This window comes from Alistipes sp. i18-0019-D1 (assembly GCF_042852885.1).
Lineage (GTDB): Bacteria > Bacteroidota > Bacteroidia > Bacteroidales > Rikenellaceae > Alistipes.
The window spans coordinates 1,157,787-1,182,088 of record NZ_AP031424.1 but is presented as its reverse complement, the minus strand read 5'-3'; the positions used below and the strand labels follow the sequence as shown (position 1 = coordinate 1,182,088).

Below are 24,302 nucleotides of genomic sequence, written 5' to 3'. Positions count from 1 at the left end.
GCTTTTCGACGGCACCGTTTCGGTCGGGATCTCGGAATCGGGCGCCGGTCTTAGTCCGCCTTCGTGGGATGTACGCCGGGGGTGAGCGGCTGGCCCGTCAGGAAATCGTTCGTCGAGTTGTTGGTGTCCTGATAGTAGGCGCGGCCGTTCTCGACTTTGGTCACCTTGCGGCGGATGCTCTTGCCTGCGAATCCGGTTACGGCGGCCTGTCCCGAATCGTCCTTGGACAGCAGCAGATGGAGCTGTTGCGATTCCGTGGCATCCCAGATTTCCACGGCGTCCAGCAGATAGTCGCTGGGGATCATCAGATTTCGCTGGGTCTTCGTGGAATTGGGCTCTATCATGAAGTTGTCCGAGTTGCTGACGTATGCTTCGGGGGTTATCCCGTCGGGCAATTTGGCAAGCAGGAAACAGCCTTTCGAGTATCCCGGATTGAGGTTTCGCTGAGTATTTTCATTGAAAAGTATCGTGAGGTCCGGAGCGTCATAATTTACATCCGCAGAGGGGATCGTAACGTTCTGGATATAGACTTCCCAATCGGCACCGGAGAGGTCGGTGCCCCCGTTGCTTGTCCAGTCTTTGGCATCATTGGCTATGACCACGCTTTTGCCGGGCTGCAAGGGATGTTCCTTGCCCGTGCCGGGGAATGCCGCCGCAACGCCATAGACCGGATAGAGGGGATATACCGATTCCCACGGGTTGACGTTCGCCGGATAGGGCGGATTAATCGTTGCGACGATCAGTCCGTCGAGATACTGCACCTCGTTCGAGTTGTTGACGATCTCGAAATAGGTGTCGGTGAGCGTGTAGTTCGAGTTGGATGTCGAGTATATCTCCTTGAATACCAGTGGGGATTCGTAGACTTCGGACAGTGACACCGTAGCGGCTTTGTCCCCGAAAACGTCGGCTGCGACCGAACCCGTGAATGTGACCGTAGGAGAGTACTTGCCGGTAGCCATAATCTGGTACTGGCCCGACGACACCTCGAAGGTGACGGAGGCCACCCCGGCGGCGGTGGTTTCGGTATAGGTCAGTTCCTTGTCGGAATTCGTGGCCGTCACGGTCATGGCCGGGAGCTGTGCCGCTTCATACCCCGTGGGAGCCGTCAGGTTGACCGTCAGTTGGAGTTTTTTCGATCCGTTGTCGCCTCCGTCGTCGTCCTTGCCGTTGTCGCAACTTGCGAACAGGAGGGAGGCGCCCGCTGCGAAGAGCAGCCCGGCCTTTGCTAATGAGTTCGTCCTTTTCATCGTTTCTTGATTTTTATGATACAAATGGTGATTTTTCGAGTTATCTGCTGCCGATACGCAGTTTCAGCTCGGCGCCGAAATACATGTCGGGGTAAATCTGCTTGTAACCCGTTCGGGTGTCGTAGTAGTGCCAGCGGGAGGTGCGCGTGAAGTTGTTGGCCGTGAACGAGAGTTCGGCGACACGCCCGATCTCCTTCGTCAGGCGGAAGTTGAACATCACCCACGGACGGAACGTTTCCCGGTCATAGGCGACTGCGAGGGATTTGTTGACCATCTGGGAATATTCCGGACGGTCCCCGAATCCCTGCTGCCAGGGGGTGTAGTTGCCCTGCTTGTCGTAGAATCCGACGGGCATGACCTGCATGAACTTTCCGTCATCGGAGAGGCTGAAGCGGTCGTTGCCGCTGCCGTCCTGCCAGATGTTCTGCTGGCTTTCGTACCAGACAACCTGCATGGTCGTCGAGAAGACCAGTTTCAGCTGCGGGATGTGGGTGATGAAGCGGAAATTGGTGTTCACGCGGTTTTGCAGCGTGCCGCTTCCGGCCGGCATGAGGCGGATGTAATCGTAATTCTCGCTGATCTTCGAATAATATTCCTGTTCGTCAGTCCGCCTGATGTGAAACCACGCTCCGTCGATGATCAGCGAAGTGCACAGGGCGCGCCAGCTTCCGAGGTCGAAACTGTATTCGACACCCTGTTTTTCGGTGTGCGATTTGTTGGTGGGCCGGTAGTAGGTGGCGATGTAGTCCTCCTTTTTCGTTTTGGCATCGACGGTGCTGCCCGATGCGTCGGTGTAGGTCACCTTGCCGTCGGCGAATCGAAGATCAGTGGCCTCCGTCGGTACGTCGTAGGTCTCGTAGTGCATGTAGTGAGGCGTCGTCGAGAACCCGAATTCGTCGGTGTGCTTCTCGCGGAAATAGGTCACCATACCGCGCACGCGTCCCAGACGGAACGAGAGTCCGGCCTCGTATTTGCGGCTGCGGGCGGGTTTGAAATCGGGATTTGCCAGGTCAGTCAGGACATCGGTCGTCAGAACGGCCAATGAACTCGTCGGATCGGCATTGGAAATCTTCGCCAGACTGACGCGGTCGAAATAGGCGTTGTCCGGATAGAGGTAGAGCAGCGTGGGCATCTTGTAGGAAAGTCCCCAGCCGCCCGTGACGGCGACGGCCGCCTTGGGCCCTTCGTACAGCGAATAGTTGAGGTTGACACGCGGCTCGGCGACGAAGATGTCGTTCTGCCCGGCCTGCGGATCGAGGAACATGTTCGTCAGGCGCACACCGGCCTGCAGGGCGAGCGACGTTCCCCCGATTTTGAGATTGAGCCTGTCTTCGAAAAAGAAGGAGAGATTGTTCAGCGCCGGAATATCCCGGAACGACCGGGGACGCAAGGTTTGGCTCGAAATACTTTGCGGCGGCTTGTTTATGTCGTAAAGAAGCCCTCTGCCGTAATTGGCGTCATACCGCCAATCTGCTCCGGCCCGGAGATTGGTAAAATTCCCCCCCCCTCCTCCGAGTTGGATAATCTTGTTGGCCTTTACTTGCAGGTAAACGCTGAGCGGCTTGCCCTCTATTTCATAGTCCGAATAGTACGACGACGGAAGAAAGATACCTTCATAGGCGCCTGGTTTCAGCGTGTTGGAGATCACGCCGCTGGCAGAAGCCACATATTCGTGCAGCCGGTCACTCTGGTAGGCCTGCGATACCATGAAGCCGTATTCGAGCGCCGTGAGGGCGGCTCCGTTGATCTTCCAGCTGCCCTCGGCGTTCAGACGTGCGCCGATGTTTTTGTTTTCGAAGGTGCTGCTCGTGACCTGCATCTGCGGGTCGGTTTTGCTGTTGTTGACGTTCGAGTAGAACGAGCCGTTGAGGCGCAGGAGCATGGGGCGTCCCGCCACGTCGAAACTCTTCGAATAACCCAGCGTCGCGGAGATGCGGTCGTAGCCCAGGTAACGCTTGCGTGTGTCGCCGAACGACTGCGTCCAGTCGATGCCAGCATTGATCGCGCTGCCGTTTTTGAGCGTGAATCCCTTGCCGGCGTACACCATTTTCGAATAGGGGTCGGCCTTGAATTTGGCCTCCCAGGGCGTCGAGCCCGTTTTGGTCTTCACGATAACGACCCCCGAGGTCAGGTTGCCGTATTCGACCGACGGGATGCCGCGGATCACCTCCATCGACTCCACGTTGTCGGGCGATACCGAGCGTAGATCGACGCCTTTTCCGGCCGTCGTCTGGTCGCTCATGCCGTTTTGCGACTGGTTCGAGGCGCTTCCCGCGAGCGACGGGGAGAGGGCCTGCAGGTTGCCGTCGTTCGAGAGCGGAGCTCCGTCGACGATCACCGCGGCGCCCAGGGCATTGTTGGCGTTGGAGCCGATTTCGCGGATGGCGGCCTGGCCCACGCCGTTCAGGTTGGGGTTGACCGACAGGTTGCCCGGGAGCAACTGGAACATGTCGCCGATGCTCATGGGCTGGATGTGGCGGATGGCCTCTTCGCCGATCTTCGACGTGGAGCCGGCGCCGGTGGGCTGCGCCGTCACCACGACCTCTTCCAGTCCGAGGCTCAGCGGCGTGAGGGCGATTCGGAGGTCCTTGATGTCTGCCGAGAGGACCAGTTTCCGCTCGACGGGGCTGTATCCGAGGAACGAGACATTATAGGTGATGGGGCCGCCTTTGAGTTTGTTGAGTTTGAATGCGCCCTTCTGGTCGGTCACTACGCCGATCGTATTGTTGACCACGAACGAGGCCAGCGCTACGGGTTCTCCCGTTTCGGCATTCACCACCTGTCCCGAAATGGAGTAAAAGGGCGTATTGCTTTTCTGGGCGTGGACGTCATATACGGCAAAGAGGAGCAGTGTGCTCAAGAGGAGGAAGGCACGTATCATCGTTTGGATAGCTTTGTTTGTCGGCAAATCTATGCAGATTTTAATTATTTTGCAAATTTAAGGCCGCCTAACATAACCTGCAATCCCCATAAGTTGCTATTTTTTGCGCGGCAGGGAGCTTCGGAACGGCTATTGGTGCCCTCCCGGAGCATTGTCTGCCCATTGCTCGGTTCGAATCGCTCTCCGGAGCCGGAAGGGCATGGACGGCAGCCTGTTGAAAATACCCGGCAGGCGCTTCGAGTCGCTTTCGGAGTTTGCAGGACCCGCTGACCCGCAATTCAGTCGATGCGAGGCAGCGCATAGCCTGTTTGGGTTTCACCCAAGGGCCGTCCGACGGGCTCCAGCCGGGACAGTTGAACATCCTGATTTTGGCACCCGATCGCTCGGCCTCCCGAACAGCATGCTCCGCGCACTCCCGCCGAGCGTCACATACCTGCCCGCGGTTGACCATTTTACGGTCCTGCTCACCCGGGCTTACGAAATTTAGGCGCGTATCGGTGACATTGCCGGTGAAAGTCTCATCGATGCCGGCCTTGGCCATCGCTTCGAGGTCTCTGGTGATGCCCTTCTTGGAGATGTTGTCGTCTATCCAATGCCTGTAGAATAGTTCCATGCGCCTTCGAGTTCCTCTGCCCCTCCCTCCCATACGGTTACGGGCCGACAAGATCGCCAAAGCTGCAACTAATGCCAAAAGCGGGTTTCTGTTCATTGATCAGGTCAGCTTTAATGATTTTTTCGGCACCCGATGTTGAACTGCTGATTATTGGGAAGGCCCCGATGTCCGCAGCCTTTCTCCACCAGCGATTTCGGTTCCGGCAAACAGGTGGTGCTAACCGCACGCGGCAGCGTCTCATACCGACGGCACATGGCGGTGGCCATTCCGACGGCTTCGCCCATCGTCGCTGTCGTCCGCATCACGCGCACGGTCTTCAAAGCAACATGTGTCACGCTGATATTCCGGCCGGTCATGAAGAGGTTCGGGACATTACGTGAAGAAAAGCATCTATAGGAAATTGGATAGAGCTTTATTTCCTCTTGATTGCACACCGCCTTGAACGCATCATTCGGGATAAAACGCCTATTCTTCAAATCGGAATAATGCAGGTCGATCGTCCACGAAGTCGTAACCGAAGCGTCGTCATAAGCCACCTGTCGTAAAATATCATTCTGAATCGAAACAGCATCGCTTATTGGACGGCGCGATTCCCGTTATCGTCCGTATGGATATCCGCGTGGGTGAGCTTCATAATGTCCGCATGGCTCAAACCCGTAAAGGCACAGAGAACGAAGACCATCAGTTTCAGTTTCTTGACCGGAGTGACGATACCGCCCGGAAGCATATTGCGGACACTGGAAAGATAGACGATGAATTTTTCGATAAGGCCCCGCTTCAACTCCTTGAAAAGCATATATTTTACTTAATATTCGTATTTCGGAAAGGAGGCGAGGCAACGGCGGGCTTTGTTATGGTTTTCGAAGGTCGAAACACTACGGTTCTTGCCTACACGCTTGCGGAAACCCACTGCGGGAGACCCTTCTTTTTTAAACAACGCTGTAACTTTTTAGGTTACAGCATTGTCTTTCGAGTGAGGTAATGATTTGAAAACGCATCCCCGAATTACCCAATATTGCAAGACATCCTGTCAAACAACTCTGCAACACAAAAATATTGTTTTTTCAGTTCTAACAGGCCGATTACCGGCCATACACGGCCCTTGCAGGACACTCGAACAGTTCTCTTTATAACGTTGTTATTTTGCCATTCCTCCCGTTCATTCGGGGAATGTCTCACTAAATCTATTCGTTCATGGAGTGCAAAATGATTGAATCAGCAGCTTATCGGGAATTACAGTCGCTTGTAATCCGTCTATGCGGTCGCATTGCGCATCTGGCGTCAACAGTATCTTCCAAGTTGGACAAATGGCTCACTCAAGAACAAGAAGAAGTATGCAAGGCTCTGCGTATCACCAAGCGGGCCTTGAGTATTACCGTCAGACCGGCGTCATTCCCTATACGGCCTTAAGGAATAAAATATTTTTCAAAGAGGAAGATATACACCGTATCCTTATCAATAATTTGATTCCAGCACGACGATGACAGACGATCTGATTACACATTACACGCAAGACGGAAGAATTCCGGGAATTGCGCAAAAAACTCACTCAGGTCCTGCGGCTGGTCGAACGCCTTATCAAAGAACAGCGTCCTTCGATTTTCAACGAAGTCTATCTGACGGGCGAGGAAATTCGCTCGATGTTCGGCATCAGCAAACGCTCTTTGCAAACTTACCGGGACGAACATGTCATCCCCTATACGATGCTCGGCAGGAAGTTACTCTATCCTCAATCAGCAATCTTCGAGGTGCTGGAGCTCATTTCCGAAAAGCTCTGTGATGAAGTTTCCATCAGAGTTTGGAGAGCATCAGCCCCCCCCCTCCACTCCCATGCATGAATGTAGCAAAATCCGAACATGCGCCAATCTTCGCCTTCACGCTCGGCTTCGGTGATGAGCCTTGTTTCGGAGCCGTAGGGATTGAAGTATCAGACGAGGACTTCCGCATCCAATCCTTTCCCATCCTGCGAGCCGATGGGATGTTTCTCGAATTTCGAGATAATCTGTTTTATTCGAATACGAAAACGATCATGGACAGCTCCCAATTGTCCACAACTCTGATTAACGCTGGTTTCCCGTAATTCGACCTTAAGCAAACGTATGAACTTACATTTATCCAGACGTTTGAAGTTTAAAGACCGCTTCTTTAAATATCTCGATTTTCCTAGACGATGTGACGAATCACTTAACAACATGAATAACGTATAAGTAGTGACTATGCATTTCTTTTAATAATTAGCTCAAATTATTAATTTTGGTATAATAAATTGCCGTAATCGTCAATCAGGGGCCAAAATCATCTGCCGTTATACTTTGCATCAAATATTTTCATGAAATACCCTCCGACGACAGAATGCGCTTTGAAATGTATATGCGTCCGTGAATCGGTATTGTACCAGTCGGTCATGGACACACGGTCCACGGTTTCATTGAACAACCTATACACCGGTTCTATGAGAGCAGGGAAGTCTTCCATGTCGGGCGCCATGGCAGCCGGCCACATGGTCCAATCGGATTTGGCGCAATTCCTGCGACTGTCCAACGGCAGTCCATACTCATTTATCCGGGTGAGGTAGAATGCAATCTCATCTTCGGCAATATCGCAGTCGAAGACTTCACCGCCCAGCACGCGGTTCCAGACAAGATTGTATTTCTGGCTCCAAGTATTGCCCCAGCCAAATGTAAGGGCGTAATGATCGCTTACGGCAGCCGTTTTCTTCCACCATGTAGCCATCGCGCGCCTTGGTCGCATATTTCTGCGCTTGGTCCGCCTTAACCGTCATCTCCACCAGATCGGCATATGCGGCGACAGCGAGAACGGCCTTGGCCGAGAGGTTGACATTGCGCGGGAAGCGACCGGCGAAATCGTCCGTACAAAACTGGTCGGCAGGGTCCAGACCGTTTTTCACGAGGTAGTCAGCCCACTGGGAGAGTACCTCCCAATGGCGGAGAACATAATCAGCCGCACCCTCGGCTTTACAGATCGCGTCGGTGAGAATAAGCATGTTTCCGGCCTCTTCGACAGGCATGTCGCCGACAAATGTCTGACCATTGGCAACAGGATAGGTCCCAACGTCATGGGCCGGGAACAGAAAAGTCCGCTTCCCGGACTCGGAATAATGGAAGATAAAATTTGTGAGCGCCTTGACCAACTCCGGACTATACAGGAGAAAAAGCGGAGACGACGGGTAGAAAAGACCCACCGTGCCGATGAAACCGTTACTGTCACACTTTTTCGAAAGATACGCAAGATCCCCTCCGGAGTCATGATCAACTTATGGGAAGCCAGCGTCTGGCGGTAAGCAAGAGCGCAAAGTTCTGCGTAATGTTTTCCTCCGGCCTGAATGGCATCGTACATCAGTTCATTGTCGAACCGCACACAACGTTCTTTCAAACCGGCATAGTCGTCTGCTGCAAGCGCGAACTGCCCTTCGATCGAAGCATCCCCGTTCCGGTTCCAATAAGACCGTATGTCCCGCCCGAAATACTGAATGGAATAAAGGTCGTCATATCCTACCATCACATAACCGTCGACGGAGTTGGCCCCGACCTTTCTGACCCCGACATTCAGAGCGAGAAGATCGCCGCAGGCCGAAGCCTTACCTGCCGCCATATAGAAATATCGCCAGTCTATTTGAAGGCCAAATCTACTGCGATTCCGTATCGCATTTCACATAGCAGAAACGGTTGTCGCAGTAGTCTGACTTTACACAAGTCTGGGTTGTATTATTCCGTGCCCATGCCCTCGTCAGCCCGAAAACAGACCTCGACATCATGTTACGAACCGTCATTCGACGTCACTTCATAAGAAATATAATTCACCGGACGCAACAGAAGATCAAGATCATCCATCAGCAGCGGAACCATGAAGGTGAGTTTCAAATCCACAGAACCACAGGTAAAATCATAGATAGTACGGGTGGCTGCACATCCATAAGATGCTGGACCGCGGTCCACGATACACCGGAAAGTCCTATGAATCGATATTGCATCCCATCGACAGTCACCCCCCCCCAGCAACGGAAAATCAGTCTCGGTCCAGTGAATGGGCTCGAATATGAATTTACCAAATCTCATGTTTTTCTATTATTCAACCGCGGCCTTTACATAAATTTAACCCATGTAACGACTGTTCCGAGTTTATTTCCGCGACAGGCTGACTGCGAAACCGCCGCCTCCGAGCATCGGAATCCGTAACTCCGTATCCCGGGTTACTTCACGGCGCTCCAAAGCATAGTCTTCACCCACGAGGCCACTGTTCGCACCGTCACGGAAAACTGTGGCTTCCCGCACCCCTTCGCCGAGAAATGCGAGATCGATTTTGGCGGTTCGTTCCTGCCACGAGGTCAGTCCGCCAACGTACCAATGCTCTCCCTTACGTCGCGCCATGACGATATATTCACCCACACGTCCGGAAAGCACATTCGTAACGTCGAAAACAATGGGAATCGAACAGATGAACCGGGTGGTCTCCTCCTCGTGCAGATAAAGCGACGGAGAGTCGCAAAGCATAACCAACGTCGAGTCGAATACAATGTAGGCTACCACCTGATGGGCTCGCGTACCCTGACTCATAGGCGACCTGTCGATCACCTGGAAACCATCCTTCCGGGCATTACGCATGGCCCCCGGCGTATAATCCATCGGACCCACCGCTTTCTCACCGGCGACCCAAACCGCATAAGCCGTCGTATCGCCGACCGCAACATCGATTTTCGATACCCCCCCCCCTCCCGAAGGAATCGACAGCGAATAATTTCTTCCAGCGGCAACACTTGCCCCAAGGTCAACAAGGTACATGCGGCCCGTTTTTTCACGGCTGCAACCATTACCGGATCTCCCCGATGTCTTCCACGGGCCATTCGTCGGTCCGAAACGGTACAAGCGGCTGCCCCATCGTTGTCGAAACATTAGCTTCAGGACAATAATTGCAAAAAGCGTAACGGACAGCCACAGGTTCCGGAACCTGTTCCGAACTTACCTCGATCTTGTTCTCCCACCATTTGTAGTTGGCTTTCGCAGGGTGGAAAATACGATCAGCGCCGGCAATCTCGAATCCCCCGGGGCGTACATAACCATTAGGGAGATAGCCTTTCAAGCTGTTAGGAGAGTTCCAATCGTGCTTGGCCGATAGGTTGTTAAAACTCAAAACCAACTTATTTCCCTCCCGCTCCATCGACTTATAAGTCGGTGCGGGAGCCGGTAGCCCCTTGATGCCGTAATCGTTCGCCAGCGCTAACCATGCCAATCTCTGTCCTACCTCGCGTTTCCGCTGCGGATGGATGCAGGTCGGATTTCCCAAATCCGTCGTAGCAGCGATTCCCGAATGGGGTATTTCCTCCGAGGCCTGATATTGGGCCTCGATTACGAGAGCCAGCGAACGCAAATTGTCGCCTTCGTAGCGGTAAGGCGCCAGCTGAGTCATGTAAAACGGCATCCGATCGTCGCCCCACGCATGCCGCCACAATTTCACGAGCGATACCTGGAGTGCCTTGTAGTCGAACCAGTTCATGCGATTCGATTCGCCTTGATACCAAATGAATCCCCGCGCCGTAAAACGGCATATGGGCAGGATCATGCCGTTCCAAAGCCGTTGAGGAATGCTATTTTCATACTGCCCTGATTGGGCCATATCATGATTAATCCCCGGTGTAGCGTCGATCGCCTCTTCAGTCATCCATGTTTCGATATTCGAACCGCCCCAATTCGGCGTGATAAGCCCGACGGGGATATTCAGCACCTTGCAGAGGGTTTGGCCGAAGAAATAACCGACAGCGCTGAAAGCGCTCACGGAAGCGGGCGAGGCGGTCTGCCACTCTCCCCCGCAATCGTATTTCGGGACTTCGGACGAAACTTTCGGCACGGTGAACATCCGTATGTTTGGCCATTGCATGGCATCAGTAACTGCATCGGCGCTCCCTTCGACCGGCTGGTACATGAATCCGCAAACGGGCATTTCCATGTTCGACTGGCCTCCGCAGATCCACACCTCACCCAGCATCACATTTTCCAACACACACTCCTTCCCGTCGTCGATCCGGATCGTGTAGGGACCTCCGGCCTCACCCGTGGCCAGCGTTGTCCGCCAGCGTCCGTCTCCGTCAGCGCGGACCTCATATTTATTTCCGTTCCACGAGGTAGCGATACGCACCCGGCTGCGAGGTGCAGCCTTTCCCCAGAAATTCACCTGTGAATTCCGTTGAAGGACCATATTGCTGCCCAACACGGCCGGAAGTTTCACTTCGGCCGAAACCTGTGCACTTATTATCAGAGCCAGTGCAACAAACAAAAGTCGTTTCATGATAATCGGATTTTCAATAATTTATTTCTTGATGTTTATGTGATCGCACTGTGCCGTGACAAAGTGGCGTAATTCGTCGTAGACACCGGGGTAATCCTCTGTTTGTTCGATGTGATTGTCAGCTGTAAAACTGAAACCGTCCACACAGTAGAGATTGACGATCCGGGGATCGAAGATGCGGAACGTGTTTCCTTCGACGCGGATATTGCGGTGATAACGCGAGGTTTCACGGTTGGGAATGCCGCTGCCCACCGCAATGCAGGCGTTGCCCCAGTTCAAACTGCCGTAATTACCGTTCTCAAAGATGTTGTTACGGATCGTAACGTCGCGTACGCCTGACTGTTCGTACCAGAAATTGCCGTCGCCCTCGAAAAGAATCGCCGCTCCTGCTATGTGGAAATAGCAATCCTCGATAACCGTCCGTCCCCGCGAGCCTAACAGCAATCCCCGGGCACGGTTGCCGCGCATCCGGCATCCCTTGATGAGCACATCGGGATACTCTTCATCGGCAGCGACCAGATGGCGCTTCTTAACCCCTTCGGGCAACGGTTCGGTAAAGGTCACCTCGGTATATACCTTGTTGAGACGCCTTACGCTGCGAACGGTCCGATGGGCGTAGCTCCCGAGGCTGTCGTTGTCTACCAATTCGACACGCATGCCCTCCCGGAGAAAATCCACGCCATACTGTCCCGAATTGCGCCAGCGTAAAAGCAGTCCATCGGGAGCCGTCATCCGCTCAACGGCCATATAAAGTCCGTGGATATTCGTCGCGTCGTCCTTTTGGTTTTCAAAAATGCAATCAATCATCCGGATGTAGCCGCCGCAGTTGACAAAATGCGTCGCGTCTGCCGTAATACTGATCATGCGTCCCTTCGTGGAGGGTGACGGAACGATCACCAGCTTGTTCAGCTCAATATCCCGGCTGCGTTGCGCGATGACACCCATGCCGCCGCAATGATACAGATTGACATCCCGGATCGTCACCTGTTCGGAATCGGACACCGTGAACCCTGGGTTGTAACGCGCCGCCGCACCGAAGACCATCACGTTGCCTATTGTAGCCGTAAGCCCCTTATGATGAATGCGTATCCTGCCGTCCGGAAGTTTCTCGGCAGGCACCGTACGGCTCCAAAGCCACACGTCGTTGGCCCGAAATGCAGGTTCGCGTTTCTCTGTGTCGAATTCCAACAGGCTGGAGAATGGATAAACCGTCCCCTCGGCATCTCGAAAACGCAGACAGCCGTTAACGATGTCGCAGAAATAGTCATCGGGAAATTCAAGTTCGAGCCAATCCGGACCTTTGGCCATGACGACTCCTTCGGAATGAAACGTGCGCGTATAGTCGATACTCAAGTTGCGGATTGTGATATTACGGCAGTCGGCGATGCTGAACGGCGAAACGAATCCCGTAAAGAGCAGTTCCGTACCATTGCCTTCGATGGTAAAATCCCGCATTCCGCTCAGATCGAAAGCGATGCGTTTCAGGCTTTCATCGTTATTGCTGATAAACTGGTATTTTTCCACCGCCTGGTCGGAACGCAAACAGAGCCGGCCTCCCGGCAATACGAGCCGCGAAGCGCCTAATTCGATACAATGTTCCAGCGCAGCCCGTACGGCCGGTACGCCGTCTGTCTCGGCAGCCCCGGGAGTCAGGAAATCTTTCAGGTAAACGGTTTTCTCAACTTCGGGCGCTGAGCATGCCGCCAACAGGACACCCATTGCAGCCAATACGGTATGCAATTTTCTTTTCATAGGTTAGAGATATTAGTGGTTTTCGGGTTTGGGCGACAATTTCAAGGCGAATCCGCCACCGGGAGCCATCGCAATCTTCAGCCGCGTGGCGGAATCCGCCGACTGCCGGACAAGCGTATATTTTTCGGGTTTGATATCCGCATCCCGCGCGTCTGCGAGCAAGGTCGCTTCGTAATGGCACCCGGCATCGAGGAACGAGAGATCGATCTCCAGTTCGCGGGGTGTCCAGTTCGTGAGGCCTCCGACATACCATGTTCCGCCATTGCGGCGTGCCGTGACGATATACTGCCCCATCTCGCCCGAAAGCACCTCGGTATGGTCGCATATGACCGGAAGCGAGGCGATAAAACGCGTACAGGCGTCGTCGGCCCGATAGTGCGACGGCGAATCGCAGAGCATCACGAGTGGAGCGTCAAAAACGATATAGGCTGCAACCTGATGGGCACGCGTACCCTGGCTCATCGGCCTGCGGTAATCGATCCTGAAACCGTTGCGCGTGGCATTTCTGAAAGCTCCGGGCGTATAATCCACCGGTCCCTGCACCATACGGATGAAAGGGAATGTCACATCGTAGGTAGGCATGTCGGGATTGCTCCATTTGAGTTCCTCCTGCCCGTACACACCTTCGAAATTGACGATATTGGGAAACGTCCGATTCAATCCCGTGGGTTTGTATATTCCGTGAATGTCGAGCATCAGCTGCCGGGCGGCGGCGGCCTCGGCCAGCCGATAGACCAACTCGACGGCCTGTTGATCGTCCCGGTCGATAAAATCGACTTTGAAGCCCTTGATTCCCAGGTTCGCGTAATAGTCGCAGGCTTCTTCGAGACGGTCGTCGAGGACATTGCCGACCACCCATAACATCAACCCTACACCTTTCGAGTCGGCATAACGGACCAATTCGGGCAGGTCGATTGCAGGTATGGTGCGCATGACGTCTCCCGAGCGTGGATCGGACCACCCCTCGTCCAGTACGACGTATTCGAGTCCGTACTCTGCCGCAAAGTCGATGTAAGCTTTGTAAGTCCGGGTGTCAATACCCGGTTTGAACCCGACATCGGTCAGTCCCCAGTCGTTCCACCATTCCCAGGCGACCTTCCCGGGACGGACCCACGAACAATCGCCGATCCTGTTTTCCGAAGCCAGAGCGTAGACCAGGTTATTCACCGGGAATTCCCGGTCTTCGTCGGCTACGGCGAGAATACGCCACGGATAACTCCGTGTCCCTTGTACTCGGGCGATGAAATCTTGTCGCGTTACGACTTTTTCCTGACACCTCTGTTCATGGAGGTAGCAGCTATCCGGTACACAAGCGAAACGACCGCGAAGACGGCCTTCGTGCGGAACGAGAAACATCCCCGGATAGGCTTCGAGGTCCGATTCGCATACCAGAACCCGCCCTGCCTCGCCGCAATCGGCCGCCAGAGGCAGGATAATCAATTTGTCGGTCGGCAGCGTATCGGCCCGACAATATGTATAGGGGAACTGGAAAGCATTGCACAACCCATCGGAAAAAGCCGCCTGCAATGCAGGAGAACCGGCAAAATTGCACTCGATGATTTCGTCGCGGACAATACGATCGTCTTCAAACCCGGTTTCGAACCGATAAGCGCAACCTTCATCATAGGCCCTGAATGTCACGGCGCAATCGTTGCCGAGCTCGATGCGCAGTTCATTGCAGCATTCCTCAAATTCCGCCTGCCGATAAAAGGGGGCTTTTACGGTGCGCTCGATCTGGCGCCGCTGAACCTTCCCGATTCGGACTCCCTGTCCGAGCGTGAATCCATCGGCAAAGCGCAAACCGATGGCCGACCGCTCAAGTAATGGTACGCCGCGCCGCGATACGGACCAGTTCAGCGAATCAGAGGCGGAGATCGTTACGACGAGCGTTCCGTCGGGCGACTCGAGCCGGAAGTCTGTCGCCTTATCGTCGAAGCATCCTGCCGCCAGAACGGCAATAATCGCTAAAATAAAAATACGAAAGCATTTCATGAAAAAGATTTGTTAAATTACAATTTTTCCGTTGTAAGGGATAATTGCCTAATGGGTGGGTAATGCTATACGAACCGTTGCACCGGGACGTATGAGAAATGAAAGCGGGGTTCCTTTGTGCGGTGTCACATCGATACGCAATCGACTGGCGGAGATACGTTGTATGACAATATCGAAATCATCTCCGAAAGCCTGCACCTGCCGCAAGGCCATGCGATCCCAGGTTGTAGGTATCGATGGGGTCAGGTCAAACGATTTCAATCCCGTCGGACGAATGCCGAACAGCCCTTCGGTCACAGCTCGGCAATACAAACCGCTTTCAGCCGAAAGATGACGCTGCGATCCTTCGGGCCATGCTTCGATCGGATAAGGTACATGGTCACCCAACAAACGCCGTTGAGAATAACGATGTAACAGATCGGTGGCTTGGTCGGACTCTCCAGCGTTGTAGATGCCTCGCAGGGCATAAAGCGTCGAGCGATCCCAGAAGGTCGTGCTTCCCTGTTCTGTCAACAGGCCGTCGTCAGTCAGCAGTTCGGGACCCAGCAGTGCGGATACGGTTCCCGTGCGACGTTCCGTAAGCCCTGCGATCAGCGGCATACAGATCCAGGAGCGTAGCGTTGTGTTCCCTGCATAGTAACGATAAGTATGATAACCGCCTACTTCTGCGCCGAAATGACGTTCGATTGCTGTCGCCAACGCCTGCGCTTCCCGGGCATAACGTTTCGTCTGTGCGGTTTTCAGCCCCAGTTCCCGTCCCAGGTGGACGGCGGAAAGCAGTGCATCGTAATAGAGCGTTGAGGTGCATAGGTTGGCATCTCCGGCCGGGAAACGGCCTTCCAGCTCGTCGGTGTCCGAAGCAACGACTCCGGTGGACGTTAATCGGCGACGGCAGTATTCCAAACTCCATTCGATGAGCGGCCACAACTCTTCCGCTTCGGCCCGATCCCCACGAGCAAGCGCATAGCGTGCAGCGCCGCAGGCGATCATCGCAGCATCGCCGCGGTCGCCCGCGCCGTCCCAGATGTCGGAACCCTCGGCAATGATCGAACTGGGGAGCGGACGATAATCGGTATTCATGAAACGGGCAAAATGCCGGAACGAATTGAGTGCCGATGCGTTGCCTATGCCGTATCCGAGAAACGGAAAGAAAGGATTGACATATTCTGCCTGATCGTTGGCCCAGATAGCCGCATAGTAAGATTCTCCGCCTGGAGCGTGCATGTAGCCGCCCCGCGTCTTGATGATGCTTTCCGCTGCACGCAGTTTGGCAAACCGGAACTCAGTGTCGATTATCGGATCGGGTGTTTCGAGAATCAACTTTGCGTCGATCTGGCGGCGCACGAAATCCCGCCGGGCCGCCAACTCCGCCGCAATGTCAGGACGCAGCGGTTTTTCGTCTTCCCGGTACGCCTGAAATACGGCATCGAAAACGAGCGAGTCGGACGGCTCGAGTGCAAAGGCACCGCTGCCAAGCAGTTCGGCACGGATACGGTAACTGCCCTCCACGCCTTTTTCAGGATCGGTGGCAATCGTTTGCGAGAATTCGGGAACAGTGATTTCGAGTGTCTTGGCTCCAATGTTGTGCAACACATAACGTTCACACATCAGAGGCAATTCGCGAGAAGGAAAAATCGTACGTTGCATCGACAGCACCGGAACGGGTGTCGTCCGGCGCGCCGCACCGACATTGTTGCGTCCGATAGCCCAAGTGCTGCGTACATTTAAGACCCCGTCGAGGCTGACTTTTTCGACACGTTCCGACTGTAATACAAGGCTGTTTACACCCAATAAAGACGGGATGTCGGTCGCCATGCGGTACATCAGGCTTGCATGCGTATTGTTGGGTACGGTCCGTAGCAGCGGGAAGACGAGTGAGCGTTCGCTGTGAAACGCCCCCGATTCGTCGATGTTCCAACGGAGTACGAAAGCCATCCGTTCGCCGCTCATCTCGATATGGTCTTCATGCGGAATGTCGTTACCGGGTTTCCAGACGATGCCCGCGTCGGGAACGATTTCCCACCGCTGGCCCCATACGGGGGCGACGGCAAGCAGAAACGACCAAATGAAAAAGGTTCTTCGGATCATGGTTTCGGGTCGGTTTTCTGTTAACGATTAGGATCGAATTTGCGAACCAAGGCCCGGCTCCGCTTCAGCGTCAGTTGCAGTACATGGCATTTCTTCCCGTCGAAGCGGGTGTTCTGCAATTCATAGAGCGGCAGCCAGCCATACGTTTTCACACTCTCGGATTCGACCTCGATCAGACAGTTGCAATAACGGAGACCAAACTCTTTTTCGGGTTGGAAGACCTGCGACACGGGTAGCGTGCAACGTCCCTTCCGGTCGGTTTCCGAGACAGCGCAAGGCTCGGGGTTGACGGAATAGGTGTACCAGCGTACAGGATAGAAGCGCACAGCCGCATCCTTTACCGGTGCATCTCGGTCGTCGGCGACTTCAACCCGAATGCGTTCGGGCAGCGCTCCGGCCACCAGGTCATCGATATTGACATTGCGGCCTCCGGCCATATTGATCATATGTACGGCATAATCGCTCCAATGGACCTCGCCGTAGGGATAGTCCATAATGCAGCGCACGGCGTGGAAGGCCCTGCCATTGACCGGATTCTTGTCCGCATCGACCTTCATCGCGTAAATGTCGGGAATACCGCGTGCATGGCCGAACTCGTGAATGATTCCATCCACAGCTCCGGGTTCGAAGGGGCTGTTAAAACGATCGTTGTGTGTCCGCGAATGGTAAACGGTCTGGATCGTATCGCCGTACCAGCCTCCGCCCACCTCCCGGGGATCAGATTTGTAGCCGTCCATCACCACCAGATAATCGTGGTCGGGATGCGGTTTCATCACCTCGTCGGCAGAAACACCGTCGTAAATATAGAAAGCATTCCAATCCACGACGAAATCATAAATGGCCCGGAAACGCGCATCGTAGTTAAAAGCCCGGTTGACACGGCGAAACATCTCCTCGATATGTCGTATAACCCGTTCTCGCCCGCCCAATGAATCGACCGACTCCCGGTCGATGCCGATTTTTACCCGGAAAGTATGAACCGGTTGGGATACGGCTCGGTCCACGGAGGCAACGACCGCTGCCAATAGAAGAATTCGCAATATTTTCATAAGTGGTTATCGGTTTTCAAGTGATTTTCTGATCAGCGCCAGCTCTTCGGGCATATAGGCCGTCCGGACGACATCTTCGTCGGCTACCGCAGACACATGGGAAAGGAAATAGAGGAATTTGTCGTAGTCGTTCTGAAGTTCCGGCATCTGGGTATCATCAAGCGCATACAGCGTACGGAATGCCTGCTCGAATACTTTCCAGCCATAACGCTCCTTGATGCGCAGAAATGTATAATGCAACGCATCTCCGTTATTTTTTGCGATTCCCGCGCCGATGGTTTCGTCATAGAAAATCTTATAATAGTTTATAATATCGGCTCCACGATAGCAAACATTGCGTTGCGAGACGGTTCCGCCGCACTTTTCAAGTGCATACGACATTCGGAAATTAGCGAAAATCTCATCATTCCAGTTCCATCTGCCAGAACCCTTGATATTGCTTTGAGAGAACACGTGACCGATCTCATGCAGAATACCGAAGCCCCAATCGTCGAATTCGACAGTCCGTTCAAGCAACGGAGAAACAGCGACATGACTGTTCCACAAAATAGGATTTCCTGCCAATGCCCAATAACCGGGTTCAATACCGGGCGTATTCAGAATCAATATTTTGCGCCCTTCATACGGCACTTCGCCGACCAAATTCCTATAAGCATCGTAAATGCGGTCGAGATTCGAAAGCCATGCGTCGATCGCTGCATCGGAAACAGTCACCTTGGAGCGATCTAATTTCAACACGATATGCTTACTTTCACGGGTATAGACTGACTCATCCGGAGCCGGCCCGACCCGTATGTCGTCCCACCACACGGTACCTGAAGCCTTACCCCCATTGTAGGTACCCCATGGAAAGCCAAGTCCGCAGCAGATCGTCGCCTCACCCAAAGTATCCGGAACGAAATCCATATAAACCTCCCGCCAATCGCTTGTCCCATAAACAAACTCCGATGCGTTCCACGACTGGTCGAGCCCTTCCGGGTCCAAAAAAAGCACAGCTCCGCGTCCATCCCGGACATCGTCGCATTTCAGACGCGCGCTCACCCGGTAAAGCCGGCCGCATAAGAGGCCCTTGAGTTTATGTTTCACGGCCAACGATGTCCGTTCTTGACTCGTGATCCGCACACATCCGCTGCCGTTGGTTCCGCCGTCAGGCAGATAGTCGATCCTGCCGGGCATTGATCCCGTATCGGCTGTCCAATGCCGAGTAAAACGTTTTGTCCGGTCGAAATTCTCGGTAAACTCTTTTTCTCTTCCCTGACAAATTCCATACAGGGCTGAAATAATAAATATGAATAGTGCCTTTTTCATAAACTGTCATGTAGACTATTTTTGTGTCTGGAGATAGGCTTTGATCGTGTTGATTTCCGCAGAAGTGAAATTGTTGACATAAATATCCTCGCCGGCATGTTTGGTCAGGAACGACATGAAGTAATTGAACTTTTCCCATTGGTTCATCGTGTTCTCCTCCTCTGTATTGCGGGGTAATTTGTACAGTTCGTCAAAAACCTTCCGAAAAAGCTCCCATCCGTATTTTTCTTTGATCTGTATCAGCTTATAACACAGTGCATTGCCCATTTCGACTGCTTTGTTGACTCCGATCGTACGGTCGTAACAGTTCGTTGTTTCCGATTTGTAAAGTAGCTTGAGATCCCCTCCGACATAGGTTTTGGTTTCGGTCTTCGTAGAACCGTCGGGTTGCAGGATATTGGCATCCGTAATCACGACGGCATTGAGTTTCTCCAACGCATAATACATGCGGAAATTGGCGAATAGCTCTTCATTCCAATCAAAAGTATAGGTGGCATTGGAAATATAGGGTGCAAAATTATGCCCCAATTCGTGCATGATGCCGAAGCACCAGTCGCCTTTTCCTACATTCAGCAGCGCAGAGCTGATATAGTCCTGATTCCATTGTACAGGATTGCCCGCATAGGCCCAGGCGTCGATAGCGGCCGAACGCAGCGTGACGATCTTTCCTTCGAAAGGCTTTCGTCCTGAAAAAAGCTCTATGTAGGCTTCGTAAACCTTGTCGAGCTTTAAGAGCCACTCGTCAATCTGGGAATCGGAAATGGAAACGTACTTCTTGTCCACCATCAGACGAATGTGCTCGCTCTCCCGAATGTAGAGATCGGTATTTTCTTTCAGGCTAATATTGTCGAAGTAGGCGACCCCCTGCGAAGAGTTGGCCGTATTGCCCATGCGCATACAAAGCACAATGGACCCATCGGCCGGTATTTCGTCGATTTCAAGCGTTACCGAGGTCCAGTCCTTTGTCCCCGTAACACCTTCCGAAGACGGCGCCCATAAGTAATCCAAACAAATGTTGCCGCCTTTTCCCTGTGCTATACCTTCGGTCTTGATCCGGGCGGTCGCCTTGTAGGGTTTCGTCGGGTCGAGTCCCGTAATTTTCTGTCCCAGCATGACGTCCACATCCTGCTGGGCGACAACGGCAATGCAGCGCGAACCGTTGACGCCACGCATCGATTCCTGCGAAATGGTGGCGCGCGATTCCATCCAGCCGCCCAGATAGCGCCACTTGCCTGCTTCGGCCTTCTCGGCTTTGGACAGGTCGATATCTTCCTCCAGATTCCAGTTGGCGACGAGCTGTGTTGTAGTGGAGGGGTCGTCAACAGGCGGTTTCTCCGGTTCAACGATCGGGTTGCCGTCGTCTGATTTCGAGCAGGAACAACCTGTAATCAGCGCAAAAGAACAAAGCCAGTATAATAGTTTTCGTTTCATGGTTTTCCAATTCATTTATACCGATACGGAGGCCGGGAATCCGAAGCCCGGCCTCCATATTGAAAATTAATATCAACGAGAGAGTTTGACACAGCGTAATTCACCCTTGATCTGACCCTCCTCCGTCGGATCTGGAGCCCAATAGGATTCGATGATAAAATCGATGACAATATCGCCGGTAACCAGATTCAGGTAAGATGCGTTGGCAGAAATCGGGTCGCATGCCGGATCGCGGTCCTGGAAATTGATAAGCTTTACGCAATTTTCATGTCCCGGCATCGGCTCGTCGGAAATGTCAAAGTAGATGATTCCGTCGGCCCAACCATTGTTGTAATTAAAATAATATTTCTGTCCTGTGCTCGGATTCTTGCCTTGTTCGCTGCAAAGGAAGATCAACGAGTTCATTTGGCTTGTCTTATCCTGCGTGCCTTTGAATGCCGATACCCATGGTTCCAGGAAATAGTTGCCTGCAAGCGATTTGTTTACCTCGACATAGACCGTCGACGGCTCCTCGACGATCGTTCCGGCTACCAGCACCGAAGGATCAATCGTGAGCGGCACGAGGTATTTGTCGGCATCGTAGGGAAGATCGAGAATGTTGAATTCGTATGCCACGTCGCAGCTGATACTACCTGCAGAAACAGTTGTGGCCGTAACCGTGATCTTCGATGCGTCGAGTGCCTTGTAGCTCGTGCCGTTGGCTTTGTTGTAGGTTTCGACCTTCGAAGCGTCGTAGGTCAGGTTGACAGGCTGTTCTCCGGTCATCGGTGCATTGATGCTGACTTTCAGAGTTCCCTTGCCTGTTACCGTCGTCACGAGTTTACCCCCATCGTCCGCTTTGATCTTCAGTTCAGTCAACCGGATAATGATATAGACCGGGCCGGGATTGTCGATATTGTACTGGGGCCCGGTCTGGGTCAATTCGACAGGCAGCAGATAGGTTCCCGTACCGCCGATCTTCGCACAGTCGAACGTGATCGTACTTTTCACCTCCAGCGTTTCAGGATCGAACGTATCCTCCCGGATTGTAAACGTGTTGGCCGGCAGCGGATCGTAATCGGTTCCGTTTGCGGCATTGTATTCGGCAACCTTGTCCATGACGGGCTTATAAGCGATCTTCGCAACGTCAAGTGTCGTGAAATTCGCTTTGGCAGCAATTACGAGATCCTGTGTTAGCGGAATTGAAGGAATGAATGAAAGTTCCGGCTCAATCTGCGGAACAATTACGTTGATTTTCGGTTCGCTGACTACCGGAGTCAGTAACACGCTGCCCAGCGCACCACTCTCTTCCGTGACGACCGACGTTCCCGAAATGCGGATGGGCAACATCTTCAGATTGGCCTTTTCAAGCCCGATCGCACGCACCAACGCTCCCGGCCGGAATGTGACGGGCACAAGCACCTCTTTTACTTTAGCAGGAAGCGTGACCGTAGCGGGGAATGTGTAATACTCGTCTTCGAGCAGGGTGTAAGTCGTGCTGTATAGTTCGTTATACTCCTCAAGCAAAGTTGCATCGACCGAAAGGTCCAGCGTGACCTCCTGCGAAAGGCCGGAGGCGCGAGTAACAGAGACTTCGGTCGTATAATCTTCGTAAATGGAGTTCGTGCCGAATTTTGTCAGTCCCGATTGCCCGAACACCGGATCGGGATAAATGGTCGGTTCGGGATGTTCGAATTCGCAGGATGCCAGCAACGCCATAGCCGGAAACAACAGTCCTGTCAATATCTTCTTTTTCATCGATTCGTTTTTTGTGGATTAAACATTCTTGTCACAATCTGGATATATCAATAGAACGGGGCCTGCACCAGATTGGAATTGTAGGCACACTCGCTTGCCCGAACCGGTGCGAAATAATGCTCCAGCCGGAAGACACGTTGCAAACTGCATTCGGTCTGGGTGAAGAAATCGGGGTCGGTGGCGTTTTTGCCGCGCGTAACGTCCAAGCCATAACACGGGGTGTTCAAGACTCCATTTTCGCCATGCGCGATAAACCAGCGGCGCACGTCGAAATAACGATGAATTTCCCAGGCCAGTTCGATGCGGCGTTCCTGACGCAGCAACAAAATCAGTCTGTCAAGATCGGTTTCGGGACAAATCTTCGTGATAGGATCGAGATTCACCCGGGCGCGCAGTTCCGCCCACAGTGCCATGGCTTTGTCGAAATCGACGTTGTCGCCCGTCACGCCGTTACGCTTGCATTCGAGAACCGCTTCAATATAATTGAGATAGATCTCGCCCAGACGGATGGTCGGAAACGGAATGTTGTTGCTGGTAGCTGTCGCCTGACTCTTGTCCGTAGTAGCGTCCATCGGAATATTTTTACGCGGAGAAAGCCCCGTACTGTTACGGTCGCCCGAACTCTTGGAAAGACCCGAGTTGCCTTCGTACCAGAATTCAAGCGTCTGCCATACGTCCGGATTCTCCTTCGTGGCATAAGTCACACGCTGATTGGGGAAGTGGTTCGAGGCATAGAAGCGCGGTTCCCGATCGCAGAACATCCAGAACGTATTGGCAATTGTGCCGTTTCCGTCTTCAGTCGACCATTGTTTGTTTTCGAACCATTTTTCTATGGGCGGCGCAACGCTTCCGTCTGCCATGAAATAGTCGTTGGCAAGATTGAGCGTCACGGCGTCACGGGCGTTCCAACTGTGGAAAACGGCCGGCCAGCACTGCATGCTCCACCAGCTCGTCGCTTGCGGACAAGCCCAGATGATCTCGTCATTGATGGTCGTCGTGATACGGCGGTAGTTATCGACATAGTCGTCGAATGTCAACGTTCCACCTTCTTCTGCAACAGGTTTCAGCAGTTTGAACTGGGGAAGATCGAGCACCGCTTTCGCCGCATCGGCCGCATCCCGCCACTTCTCCGGATTGTAGACCTGGCTGATAAGCTGTTTCCCGTCCCTGTTACGCCAGTTGGCATAGGTTGTATTTCCGTTGTAGAGCGGGCTTGCGTTCATCAGCAGAATGCGGGATTTCATGGCTATAGCCGCTGCCTGGGTTGGGAATCCATAGTCGTCGTCGACACGAGTTTCGAGCATGTCGGGAACGGCGGCGTCAATTTCGTTGCAAATCCACTTGACGCATTCGTCCATGCTGTTGCGTGCGAATTTCGTGGAGAGTTCTTCCGATTTGATCGCATAATCGACAATCGGAATGGGACCGTATTCGCGCAGAATCCAGAAATGGTACATGGCTCGCATGAACCGGGCTTCAGCAGTTTTGTATCTCTTTTCGATAATCGGCAGGTCGATACATTTATCGACGTTTTCGAGGAAAATGTTACAGTGCCGGATAGCCTGATAGTATTTTTCAAAATAGTAGACATCGAAACCGCCGCCGCCGACCGGTTGCTCGGGACTTAACATACCCGATACGATGACGGGGATATGCCAGTCAAGTTCATTGTTGGCATCGTCAGTCCCAAACATGTAGTGGTTATAGTAGGCCGATCCGTAAAGTTCTTTCGGATAATAGTCGTCGCTGTAAATTCGTGAGAACCATTTGCGGGTATCCTGTGTATTCGAGAATACCTTTTCGAGGGTGTTCAATTCTTCGGGGTCCTGATCGAGAAAATCGGAACATCCGTTCAGACACCAGGAGAAGAGAATGGCAATGAATATGATATATTTTTTCATGGA

Annotated in this window: 16 protein-coding genes and 4 pseudogenes; 1 reads left to right on the top strand and 19 read right to left on the bottom strand. The window is 53.2% G+C overall.

The window, feature by feature from the left end:
* Positions 1–50 precede the first annotated feature (50 nt).
* From ACGHP5_RS04735 to ACGHP5_RS04715, 5 genes and pseudogenes are all read right to left on the bottom strand, one after another.
* A complete protein-coding gene (locus tag ACGHP5_RS04735) occupies positions 51–1,247 on the bottom strand; it encodes a DUF4876 domain-containing protein (RefSeq protein ID WP_295905180.1) in 1,197 nt (398 codons plus the stop codon).
* Positions 1,248–1,287: 40 nt separating this feature from the next.
* Positions 1,288–4,128, bottom strand: coding sequence for a TonB-dependent receptor (locus ACGHP5_RS04730; RefSeq protein ID WP_290532994.1), 2,841 nt, complete (start codon positions 4,126–4,128; stop codon positions 1,288–1,290).
* A gap of 67 nt (positions 4,129–4,195) precedes the next feature.
* Complete coding sequence (locus tag ACGHP5_RS04725) at positions 4,196–4,741, bottom strand: glycosyl hydrolase (protein WP_390568155.1); 546 nt, start codon at positions 4,739–4,741, stop codon at positions 4,196–4,198.
* 110 nt (positions 4,742–4,851) lie between these two features.
* A complete protein-coding gene (locus ACGHP5_RS04720; RefSeq protein WP_390568154.1) occupies positions 4,852–5,277 on the bottom strand; it encodes an FAD-dependent oxidoreductase in 426 nt (141 codons plus the stop codon).
* Between the two features lie 50 nt (positions 5,278–5,327).
* Positions 5,328–5,645 (bottom strand): annotated as a pseudogene (locus tag ACGHP5_RS04715) (site-specific integrase); the annotation flags it as partial.
* A 628-nt stretch (positions 5,646–6,273) separates the two neighbouring features.
* On the opposite strand from ACGHP5_RS04715, the gene ACGHP5_RS04710 reads away from it, so the two are divergent.
* Entirely contained in the window at positions 6,274–6,579 is a 306-nt protein-coding gene (locus tag ACGHP5_RS04710; protein WP_390568153.1) for a helix-turn-helix domain-containing protein, read from the top strand.
* A 457-nt stretch (positions 6,580–7,036) separates the two neighbouring features.
* Here ACGHP5_RS04710 and ACGHP5_RS04705 read toward each other — a convergent pair.
* The 14 genes and pseudogenes from ACGHP5_RS04705 to ACGHP5_RS04640 all read right to left on the bottom strand — a co-directional run bounded on the left by ACGHP5_RS04705 (position 7,037) and on the right by ACGHP5_RS04640 (position 24,299).
* Positions 7,037–7,943: pseudogene (locus tag ACGHP5_RS04705) on the bottom strand (glutaminase domain-containing protein).
* Between the two features lie 161 nt (positions 7,944–8,104).
* Positions 8,105–8,353: pseudogene (locus ACGHP5_RS04700) on the bottom strand (DUF5127 domain-containing protein); the annotation flags it as partial.
* Between the two features lie 164 nt (positions 8,354–8,517).
* Positions 8,518–8,817, bottom strand: a complete 300-nt coding sequence (locus ACGHP5_RS04695; RefSeq protein ID WP_390568152.1) for a DUF5127 domain-containing protein — start codon at positions 8,815–8,817, stop codon at positions 8,518–8,520.
* Positions 8,818–8,880: 63 nt separating this feature from the next.
* Complete coding sequence (locus ACGHP5_RS04690; RefSeq protein ID WP_390568151.1) at positions 8,881–9,540, bottom strand: glycoside hydrolase family 97 C-terminal domain-containing protein; 660 nt, start codon at positions 9,538–9,540, stop codon at positions 8,881–8,883.
* A gap of 28 nt (positions 9,541–9,568) precedes the next feature.
* Complete coding sequence (locus ACGHP5_RS04685) at positions 9,569–11,041, bottom strand: sialate O-acetylesterase (protein WP_337756164.1); 1,473 nt, start codon at positions 11,039–11,041, stop codon at positions 9,569–9,571.
* Between the two features lie 21 nt (positions 11,042–11,062).
* A complete protein-coding gene (locus tag ACGHP5_RS04680) occupies positions 11,063–12,793 on the bottom strand; it encodes a right-handed parallel beta-helix repeat-containing protein (RefSeq protein ID WP_390568150.1) in 1,731 nt (576 codons plus the stop codon).
* Between the two features lie 12 nt (positions 12,794–12,805).
* Entirely contained in the window at positions 12,806–13,960 is a 1,155-nt protein-coding gene (locus ACGHP5_RS04675; protein WP_337756174.1) for a glycoside hydrolase family 97 catalytic domain-containing protein, read from the bottom strand.
* A 33-nt stretch (positions 13,961–13,993) separates the two neighbouring features.
* Positions 13,994–14,785 (bottom strand): annotated as a pseudogene (locus ACGHP5_RS04670) (glycoside hydrolase family 97 N-terminal domain-containing protein); the annotation flags it as partial.
* Between the two features lie 48 nt (positions 14,786–14,833).
* Entirely contained in the window at positions 14,834–16,873 is a 2,040-nt protein-coding gene (locus tag ACGHP5_RS04665) for a hypothetical protein (RefSeq protein WP_337756166.1), read from the bottom strand.
* A 20-nt stretch (positions 16,874–16,893) separates the two neighbouring features.
* Positions 16,894–17,922 (bottom strand): hypothetical protein, encoded by a 1,029-nt coding sequence (locus ACGHP5_RS04660; protein ID WP_337756167.1) that lies wholly within the window; start codon positions 17,920–17,922, stop codon positions 16,894–16,896.
* Positions 17,923–17,928: 6 nt separating this feature from the next.
* Complete coding sequence (locus ACGHP5_RS04655; RefSeq protein WP_390568149.1) at positions 17,929–19,230, bottom strand: M60 family metallopeptidase; 1,302 nt, start codon at positions 19,228–19,230, stop codon at positions 17,929–17,931.
* A gap of 15 nt (positions 19,231–19,245) precedes the next feature.
* Positions 19,246–20,661, bottom strand: a complete 1,416-nt coding sequence (locus ACGHP5_RS04650; RefSeq protein WP_337756169.1) for a M60 family metallopeptidase — start codon at positions 20,659–20,661, stop codon at positions 19,246–19,248.
* A 72-nt stretch (positions 20,662–20,733) separates the two neighbouring features.
* Positions 20,734–22,398 (bottom strand): DUF1735 domain-containing protein, encoded by a 1,665-nt coding sequence (locus tag ACGHP5_RS04645; protein WP_390568148.1) that lies wholly within the window; start codon positions 22,396–22,398, stop codon positions 20,734–20,736.
* Between the two features lie 47 nt (positions 22,399–22,445).
* Positions 22,446–24,299, bottom strand: coding sequence for a RagB/SusD family nutrient uptake outer membrane protein (locus ACGHP5_RS04640; protein ID WP_337756171.1), 1,854 nt, complete (start codon positions 24,297–24,299; stop codon positions 22,446–22,448).
* Positions 24,300–24,302: the final 3 nt, after the last annotated feature.